This window comes from Brevundimonas vesicularis NBRC 12165 (assembly GCF_001592205.1).
GTDB classification, from domain to species: Bacteria; Pseudomonadota; Alphaproteobacteria; order Caulobacterales; family Caulobacteraceae; genus Brevundimonas; species Brevundimonas vesicularis.
In genome coordinates this window covers 84,643-92,912 of record NZ_BCWM01000015.1, presented here as the reverse complement: position 1 = coordinate 92,912, position 8,270 = coordinate 84,643, and the positions used below count along the sequence as shown (strand labels likewise).

The window sequence follows — 8,270 nt, the reverse complement described above, 5'->3', positions numbered from 1 at the left end:
CGACCGGCCCGAGTGCGATCGAGTATCCCCCTCGACCCTCCGACACCGCTCCATGAGTCGCTGTCGGCGCGAGTCGTTTCAGACCCGCTCCCGTTCAATCCGCTCTCGCCGCGGCAAGGTCGCAGGCCTTACGAGCCCTCCATGCGACGAGACGGGTGCATTATGGCGCTGTTTGACCCCGTGGACGGGAAAAGGCGCACATAAATCGGCAAGCGTTTGAAGTCGCAGAAAATGGACCAGCGGCATTGCGATGGCTGAGTATCGTCTCCTCCCCATCCGTGGGGAGGTGGCTCGAAGCGCAGCGAAGAGACGGAGGGGCTCTCCTTCGCATCCCCGGCGCCCGTGGGACTTGAAGAACCCCTCCACCGCTTCGCGGTCCCCCTCCCCACGCGTGGGGAGGAGACGAGATACCTCGTCGGTCCCCTGCGGCATTGGTGCGCCTTCACGCAATGTTGCGAGCGGCGAAACCCCGTGCTATCAGGCGCCCGGCTTGAAGGGGGCGTATTTACGGATACGGCCTCCGTCGTGCTTTCCGTAAGCATTTCAAGCTTTTGACCGTTGCGAGCCTCGCAGTCGGTTGCGACCCTGACACAACGACCTCGGACCCTAATCAGTGGCTGATGATTTCAGAACGACGGAAGTCGGCGATCGCTACGCACAGGCGCTGTTCGACCTGGCGCTGGAAACCGGCCGTCTGGACGCCGTCCGCGCCGACCTGAAGTCGCTGAAGGCGGCCTGGACCGAAAGCGCCGACCTGCGTCGTCTGGCCACCTCGCCCGTCATCGCCGCGCCCGACCAGGCCAAGGGTCTGGTGGCCATCGCCGTCAAGGCCAAGTTCGAGCAGACCACGACCAACTTCCTGGGTCTGCTGGGTCAAAACCATCGCGCCAAGGATCTGCCTGCCGTGATCGCCGGGTTCGAGGCGCGCTACGCCAAACACGCCGGCGTCGTCGCCGCCGAGGTCGTCTCGGCCCAGCCGCTGGACGCCAAACAGGTCGCCGCCATTACCGCCGCCCTGTCCAAGAGCCTGGGCAAGGCGCCGGAGCTGACCGCGCGCGTCGATCCGTCGATCCTGGGCGGCCTGAAAGTCAAGGTGGGCTCGAAACTGTTCGACGCCTCGCTGAAGACCAAGCTCGACCAGATGAAGTTCGCCCTCAAGCGCGCCTAAACGCGCTCCCGCCACAACGAATGCGCGCCTGAACGGCGCACCCGCAGAAGACTGAAGAACAGAGAGCCCGTCATGGACATCCGCGCCGCTGAAATCTCGGCCATCCTCAAGTCGCAGATCGCCAACTTCGGCGTCGAAGCCGATGTCTCCGACGTCGGCAGCGTGCTGTCGGTCGGCGACGGCATCGCCCGCATCCACGGTCTGGACAATGTCCAGGCCGGTGAAATGGTCGAGTTCACCAAGGCCGGCGTGAAGGGCATGGCCCTGAACCTCGAGCGCGACAACGTGGGCGCCGTGATCTTCGGCGCCGACGCCGCCATCGCCGAGGGCGACGACGTGCGCCGCCTGGGCGAGATCGTGGACGTTCCGGTCGGCAAGGGTCTGCTGGGCCGCGTCGTCAACCCGCTGGGCGAGCCGATCGACGGCAAGGGTCCGATCCAGTTCACCGAGCGCCGCCGCGTGGACGTCAAGGCGCCCGGCATCATCCCGCGCAAGTCGGTTCACGAGCCGATGCAAACCGGCCTGAAGGCCATCGACACCCTGATCCCCGTCGGCCGCGGCCAGCGCGAGCTGATCATCGGCGACCGTCAGGTTGGCAAGACCGCCGTCGCCGTCGACACCATCCTGAACCAGAAGAACGTCAACAAGACCGACGACGAGAGCGCCAAGCTCTACTGCATCTACGTCGCCATCGGTCAGAAGCGTTCGACCGTCGCCCAGATCGTCAAGACCCTCGAAGAGTCGGGCGCGCTGGAATACACGATCGTCGTCGCCGCGACGGCGTCGGAACCGGCCCCGCTGCAATTCCTGGCCCCGTTCGCCGGCACCGCCATGGGCGAGTTCTTCCGCGACAACGGCATGCACGCCCTGATCGTCTATGACGATCTGTCGAAACAGGCTGTGGCCTATCGCCAGATGTCGCTGCTGCTGCGCCGTCCGCCCGGCCGTGAAGCCTATCCGGGCGACGTCTTCTACCTGCACAGCCGCCTGCTGGAGCGTTCGGCCAAGCTGAACGAGGATTACGGTTCGGGCTCGATGACCGCCCTGCCGATCATCGAAACCCAGGCCAACGACGTCTCGGCGTACATCCCCACCAACGTGATCTCGATCACCGACGGTCAGATCTTCCTGGAATCGGACCTGTTCTATCAGGGCATCCGTCCGGCCGTGAACGTCGGCATCTCGGTGTCGCGCGTCGGCTCGTCGGCCCAGACCAAGGCGATGAAGAAGGTCGCCGGTTCGATCAAGGGCGAGCTGGCCCAGTATCGCGAGATGGCCGCCTTCGCCAAGTTCGGCTCGGACCTGGACGCCTCGACCCAGAAGCTGCTGGCGCGCGGCGCCCGTCTGACGGAACTGCTGAAGCAGCCGCAGTATTCGCCGCTGGCGATGGAAGAGCAGGTCGTCTCGGTCTACGCCGGCACGCGCGGTTACATCGATGGCATCGCCGTCGGCGACGTGGGCCGTTTCGAGAAGGAGCTGCTGGCGCGCATCCATGCGAACCACGCCAGCCTGCTTGAAGGCATTCGCACCAAGAAGGACCTGACCTCGGACCTCGAAGCCGAGCTGAAGGACATCCTGGCCGCCTTCGTCAAGACCTTCGCCTGAACCCGTCTGGTAAGCTGAGAGAGTAAGCGCCGGATGGCCAGCCTCAAGGAAATGCGCAATCGGATCGGAAGCGTGAAAGCCACGCAGAAGATCACGAAAGCCATGCAGATGGTCGCCGCGGCCAAGCTGAAGCGCGCCCAGGACCAGGCCGAAAGCGCCCGGCCCTATGCGCAGAAGATGGCCTCGGTCATCGCCAATCTGGCCGCCGGCGTCTCGGGCGCCGACGCGCCCAAGATGCTGTCGGGCACCGGTCAGGACCAGCGTCACCTGATCGTGGTGGCGACAGCGGACAAGGGTCTGGCGGGCGGCTTCTCGACCAACGTCATCCGCGCCGCGCGCGAGCGGATCAACAGCCTGATCAACGCCGGCAAGGACGTGAAGATCATCGCCGTCGGCAAGAAGTCGCGCGATCAGCTGGCGCGTCTGTACGGCGACAAGGTGGTCCACACCTTCGAACTGTCGGACCACAAGACGATCGGCCTGCCGTCGGCCCAGCCGGTCGCCGAGATGATCGCCACGGCGTTCGAAGAGGGTCAGGCCGATGTGGTCACCCTGTTCTACAGCCAGTTCAAGTCGGTGATCCAACAGGTCCCGACGGCCAAGCAGCTGATCCCGGCCGTGGTCGAGGGCGACGCCCAGCCGATCGACCTGAACGGCGCGGTCTATGAGTACGAGCCCTCGGAAGAGGAAATCCTGGAAACCCTGCTGCCGCGCGCGCTGACGACCCAGATTCTGGCCGCGCTGTATGAGAACCAGGCCGGCTTCTTCGGCTCGCAAATGGCGGCGATGGACAACGCCACGCGCAATGCGGGCGACCTCATCAACGCCCTGACGCTGCAATACAACCGCAAGCGCCAAGCCCAGATCACCACCGAGCTGATCGAGATCATCGCCGGCGCCGAAGCCCTCTGATCCCGACCGAACAGACATTCCGATACGGACCCTGACCATGACCGACACCGTCGCCCCCAAGAAACCCGCCGCCAAAAAGCCCGCCGTCAAGAAGGCGCCTGTCGCCGCGATCGCGCCCGGCGCGGCCGTCGCCACGGGCAAGATCGCCCAGGTCATCGGCGCCGTCGTCGACGTCGAGTTCGACGGCCATCTGCCGGCGATCCTGAACGCCCTGCACACCCAGAACATCGACCAGAAGACGGGCGAGCCCTTCACCCTGGTTCTGGAAGTCGCCCAGCACCTGGGTGAGAACATGGTCCGCGCCATCTCGATGGACACGACCGAAGGCCTGACGCGCGGCCAGCCCGTGACCGACACCGGATCGTCGATCCAGGCGCCGGTCGGCCCCGGCACCCTGGGCCGCATCATGAACGTCGTCGGCCAGCCGATCGACGAAGCCGGCCCGATCGCCACCACCGAATACCGCCCGATCCACAAGGAAGCGCCGAGCTTCGAAGAGCAGTCGACCTCGTCTGAAATCCTGGTCACGGGCATCAAGGTCATCGACCTGATGTGCCCCTACACCAAGGGCGGCAAGATCGGCCTGTTCGGCGGCGCTGGCGTGGGCAAGACCGTGACCATGCAGGAGCTGATCAACAACATCGCCAAGGCGTACGGCGGTTATTCGGTTCTGGCCGGCGTGGGCGAGCGCACCCGCGAAGGCAACGACCTGTATCACGAGATGATCGAGTCCAACGTGAACGTGGACCCGTCCAAGAACGGCGGCTCGACCGAGGGGTCCAAGTGCGCCCTGGTGTACGGCCAGATGAACGAGCCCCCCGGCGCCCGCGCTCGCGTCGCCCTGACCGGCCTGTCGATCGCGGAATACTTCCGTGACGAAGAAGGCAAGGACGTGCTGCTGTTCGTCGACAACATCTTCCGCTTCACGCAAGCCGGTTCGGAAGTGTCGGCTCTGCTGGGTCGCATCCCCTCGGCCGTGGGCTATCAGCCGACGCTGGCCACCGAGATGGGCAACCTGCAGGAGCGCATCACCTCGACCAAGAAGGGTTCGATCACCTCGGTCCAGGCCATCTACGTGCCCGCCGACGACCTGACCGACCCGGCGCCCGCCGCCTCGTTCGCCCACTTGGACGCGACGACGGTTTTGAGCCGCGACATCGCCGCCCAGGCCATCTTCCCGGCCGTTGACCCGCTGGACTCGACCTCGCGGATCATGGACCCGCTGGTCATCGGCGACGAACACTACAACGTCGCCCGTTCGGTTCAGGAAGTCCTGCAGCAGTACAAGGGCCTGAAGGACATCATCGCCATCCTGGGCATGGACGAGCTGTCGGAAGAGGACAAGCTGGTCGTCTCGCGCGCCCGCAAGATCCAGCGCTTCCTGTCGCAGCCCTTCTTTGTGGCCGAACAGTTCACCAACTCGCCCGGCAAGTTCGTCGAGCTGGCCGATACGATCCGCTCGTTCAAGGGCATCGTCGCCGGTGAATACGACCACCTGCCGGAAGCCGCCTTCTACATGGTCGGCTCCATCGAAGAGGCCGTCGCCAAGGCCGAGAAGATGGCGTCGGAAGCCTGATCATGGCCGGCAAGCTGAACTTCTCCCTCGTCTCGCCGGAACGCGAGGTCTTCTCGGGCCTCGTGGACCAGGTCGATGCACCCGGCGTCGAGGGCGACTTCGGCGTTCTGCCGGATCATGCGCCCTTCATGACCGCCCTGCGCGAAGGTCTGGTGACCGTCTATAACAATGGCTCAAAGACCCAGTACGACGTTCACGGCGGTTTCGCCGACGTGAACGGCGAAGGCCTGACCATCCTGGCCGAACAGGCCACCGAGGTCGTCGCGGCCTGATCCGTCGAAGGATCGAACGATTTGAGGCCTCCCGTTTCGGCGGGAGGCCTTTTTCGTGGGCGGCGGGCGCGCTAGGACCGGCCCATGACCGATCTCATCGACATCCACGGCGTTTGCGCACCCGGCTATGAGGCCGTGCGCGAGGCGTTCGCCGCCAACTTCACCGAGGCTCCTGAGGGGCTGAATGAGCAGGCGGCGCGGTTCAGCGTGCTGGTCGAGGGCGAGGCGGTCGTCGATCTGTGGGCGGGTCATGCGGATACGGCCAGGACGACGCCCTTCACCGACACCACCCTGACCTCTGTGTTTTCGACCGGCAAGGCGGTGATGGCCATCCTGATGGCGAGCGCGGTCGCGGCGGGTCAGATCGACTATGACCAGACCGTCGCCTCGCTGTGGCCCGAGTTCGGCGCGGCGGGCAAGTCGGAGGTCACCGTCGCCCAGTTGATGAGCCACCAGTCGGGCCTGCCGGGCTTTTCCGAGGCCGTCGATCCAACGATCTGGTTCGATGTGTCCGCGGTGCTGGCGCGTCTGGCGGCCCAGGCGCCGATGTGGGCGCCGGGTTCAGCGTCGGGCTACCACCCGATCACAGTCGGCTATCTGGCCAATGAAGTCTATCGCCGCGCGACCGGACGGACGATGGGCCAGGCGCTGCGCCAGGACTTCCCGGAGCTGGACCTGTGGATCGGCCTGCCCGAAAGCGAGCATGGACGGGTGGCGCAGATGCGCAAACCCACGGCGGCGCCGAGCCTGGGGGCCATCGATCCGATCAAACAGGCGGCCTTCCTGGATCGCGGCTCGGCGCCGGGCGGGCGCGGCTCGGCGGCCTGGCGCGAGATGGAGATTCCGTCGGCCAATCTGCACGGCACGGCCTTGGGGCTGGCGAAGATGCTGGGCGTGGTCGCCAATGGCGGCGTGCTGGACGGCCGGTCGGTGCTGTCGGCGGGAACGCTGGATCAGCTGACGCGCGAGCGCATCCACGGGCCGGACAAGGTTCTGCCCTATACGATCAGCTGGGCGGCCGGTCTGATGCGCAACGACGGATTGAAGGTGTTCGGGCCCAACGAAGCCTTCGGCCATTATGGCTGGGGCGGGTCGATGGCCATGGCCGATCCCTCGCGGAAACTGTCGGCGGCCTATGTCATGACGCGCCAGTCGCCGCACCTGATCGGCGACCCCCGGCCCAAGCGGTTGCTGGACGCGCTTTACGCCGCCTTCTGAACCGGGCCGGGCGCGGTGAGCAGGCCGATCAGACCGGCCAAGCCCGCGCAGCCGGCGCAGGTCAGGATCACGGCCCGAAACGCCGCGTGGAAGGCGTCGCGGACGACGGGCGTGATCTCGGCGCCCGACATGACCTGGGCCAGCTGGGCGCGGGCATCGGGCAGGTTGGCGACTCCGGCGAAGACCGTAGACAGCACGAGGCCCAACAGGGCGACGGCCAGAAGGCTGGCCACGCGCGCCACCGCATTGTTGACGCCCGAGGCCACGCCGGTGTGGCCCGCCTTGACCGCCCCCATCACCGTCGCCGTCAGAGGGCCGACCGCCAGGGTCATGCCGATCGCCAGCACCGTCATCCCCGCCAGCGGTCCGTCGACATAGCCCGCGCCCGGCGCAGGCACAGCCAGAAGCGCCAGTCCGATCCCCGCCAGGGCCGGCCCGACGCTGAGCGACAGACGCGCGCCGAACCGATCGGCGACCCGTCCAGCGAGGCCAGAAAACAGGCCCATGACGGCGGCGAAGGGCAGCATGGCGGCGCCGGCCTCGGTCGCGCTCCAGCCGTGAACCCGGATCAGATCGAAGGGCAGGAAGAACATCGCCCCGCCCAAGGCGAAATAGAGCAGCAGGGTCAGCAGATTGATCCCCCTGAACACCGAAGACGAAAACAGGCCCAGCGGCATCATCGGGTGGCTCTGGCGCGCCTCGGCCCAGACAAAGGCGGCCAGCAGCGCCGCGCCCACGACAAGTCCGGCCAGGATGACGGGCGATGCGAACCCCAGATCGGGCGCGGCGGTCAGGGCCCAGGTCAGGGCGCCCAGTCCGGCGACCGCCAGAACTGCGCCCAGACCGTCCAGACCGCGCGCGTCGGGATCGCGGCTCTCGGGCGTCGCGGCCAGGGTCACAACGGCGGTCAGGATCGCCAGCGGGACATTGATCCAGAAGATGGCGCGCCAGTCGGCGGCGTCGGCCAGCCATCCCCCGATCAGCGGTCCGACCATGCCGGTCAGGGCGCCGAAGTCGGCCCAGGTTCCAAAGGCCTTGCCCCGCTCCTCGGGCGGTAAGGTCGCGCCGATCACCGCCAGGGCGCCGGGCGTCAGCAGGGCCGCGCCGATCCCCTGGATCGCCCGGCCGGCGACAAGGGCCTGGACGGTGGGGGCGAGGGCGCAACCGATGGAGGCCAGGGCGAAGATCGCGACCCCGATCAGAAAGACCCGCCGCCGGCCGAACCGATCGCCGGCCGCGCCGCCGATCAGAACGAGGGCGCCCAGCGTCAGCAGATAGGCGTTCGAAACCCACTGGACCGCCGCCGTGCCGGCCGCGAGATCCCGCTGCACGGCGGGCAGGGCGACGCCCAGGGCCGAGCCGTCGATGAAGGTCAGGCTGGAGCCCAGCACCGTCGCGGCCAGCACCCAGCGTTTGCGCGACGCTGACAGCGGATGGGCCGGTTCGGCGGCGGCGTGGACCTGTCCGCCTTCGCAGGGCCCCGGTTGGGCGGTCGTCATGGCCTCGCCTCCGTGTGGGC

The 8,270-nt window shown here is 67.0% G+C and carries 7 protein-coding genes; 6 read left to right on the top strand and 1 reads right to left on the bottom strand.

Features of this window, described 5'->3' with window-relative positions; genetic code table 11:
* The first annotated feature begins 613 nt into the window (after positions 1 to 613).
* The 6 genes from BVE01S_RS12795 to BVE01S_RS12770 all read left to right on the top strand — a co-directional run bounded on the left by BVE01S_RS12795 (position 614) and on the right by BVE01S_RS12770 (position 6,751).
* Positions 614 to 1,168, top strand: a complete 555-nt coding sequence (locus tag BVE01S_RS12795; protein WP_066628201.1) for a F0F1 ATP synthase subunit delta — start codon at positions 614 to 616, stop codon at positions 1,166 to 1,168.
* Between the two features lie 72 nt (positions 1,169 to 1,240).
* Positions 1,241 to 2,773, top strand: a complete 1,533-nt coding sequence (atpA, locus tag BVE01S_RS12790; protein ID WP_055754289.1) for a F0F1 ATP synthase subunit alpha — start codon at positions 1,241 to 1,243, stop codon at positions 2,771 to 2,773.
* A gap of 33 nt (positions 2,774 to 2,806) precedes the next feature.
* Entirely contained in the window at positions 2,807 to 3,685 is an 879-nt protein-coding gene (locus BVE01S_RS12785) for a F0F1 ATP synthase subunit gamma (protein WP_066628192.1), read from the top strand.
* A 37-nt stretch (positions 3,686 to 3,722) separates the two neighbouring features.
* On the top strand, positions 3,723 to 5,261 hold the full coding sequence (gene atpD / locus BVE01S_RS12780; protein ID WP_066628188.1) for a F0F1 ATP synthase subunit beta: 1,539 nt from the start codon (positions 3,723 to 3,725) through the stop codon (positions 5,259 to 5,261).
* Positions 5,262 to 5,263: 2 nt separating this feature from the next.
* Complete coding sequence (locus BVE01S_RS12775) at positions 5,264 to 5,533, top strand: ATP synthase F1 subunit epsilon (RefSeq protein WP_039243854.1); 270 nt, start codon at positions 5,264 to 5,266, stop codon at positions 5,531 to 5,533.
* A gap of 84 nt (positions 5,534 to 5,617) precedes the next feature.
* On the top strand, positions 5,618 to 6,751 hold the full coding sequence (locus BVE01S_RS12770; protein WP_066628187.1) for a serine hydrolase domain-containing protein: 1,134 nt from the start codon (positions 5,618 to 5,620) through the stop codon (positions 6,749 to 6,751).
* Here the strand turns inward: BVE01S_RS12770 and BVE01S_RS12765 are convergent.
* On the bottom strand, positions 6,736 to 8,250 hold the full coding sequence (locus BVE01S_RS12765) for a DHA2 family efflux MFS transporter permease subunit (protein ID WP_066628184.1): 1,515 nt from the start codon (positions 8,248 to 8,250) through the stop codon (positions 6,736 to 6,738). The genes BVE01S_RS12770 and BVE01S_RS12765 overlap by 16 nt on opposite strands.
* Positions 8,251 to 8,270 lie beyond the last annotated feature (20 nt).

What these genes read in the sequence shown, in the direction of transcription:
- atpA (WP_055754289.1), top strand. Translation starts at nt 1,241, where the DNA reads ATGGACATCCGCGCCGCTGAAATCTCGGCCATCCTCAAGTCGCAGATC.
- BVE01S_RS12785 (WP_066628192.1), top strand. Translation starts at nt 2,807, where the DNA reads ATGGCCAGCCTCAAGGAAATGCGCAATCGGATCGGAAGCGTGAAAGCC.
- atpD (WP_066628188.1), top strand. Translation starts at nt 3,723, where the DNA reads ATGACCGACACCGTCGCCCCCAAGAAACCCGCCGCCAAAAAGCCCGCC.
- BVE01S_RS12775 (WP_039243854.1), top strand. Translation starts at nt 5,264, where the DNA reads ATGGCCGGCAAGCTGAACTTCTCCCTCGTCTCGCCGGAACGCGAGGTC.
- BVE01S_RS12770 (WP_066628187.1), top strand. Translation starts at nt 5,618, where the DNA reads ATGACCGATCTCATCGACATCCACGGCGTTTGCGCACCCGGCTATGAG.
- BVE01S_RS12765 (WP_066628184.1), bottom strand. Translation starts at nt 8,250, where the DNA reads ATGACGACCGCCCAACCGGGGCCCTGCGAAGGCGGACAGGTCCACGCC.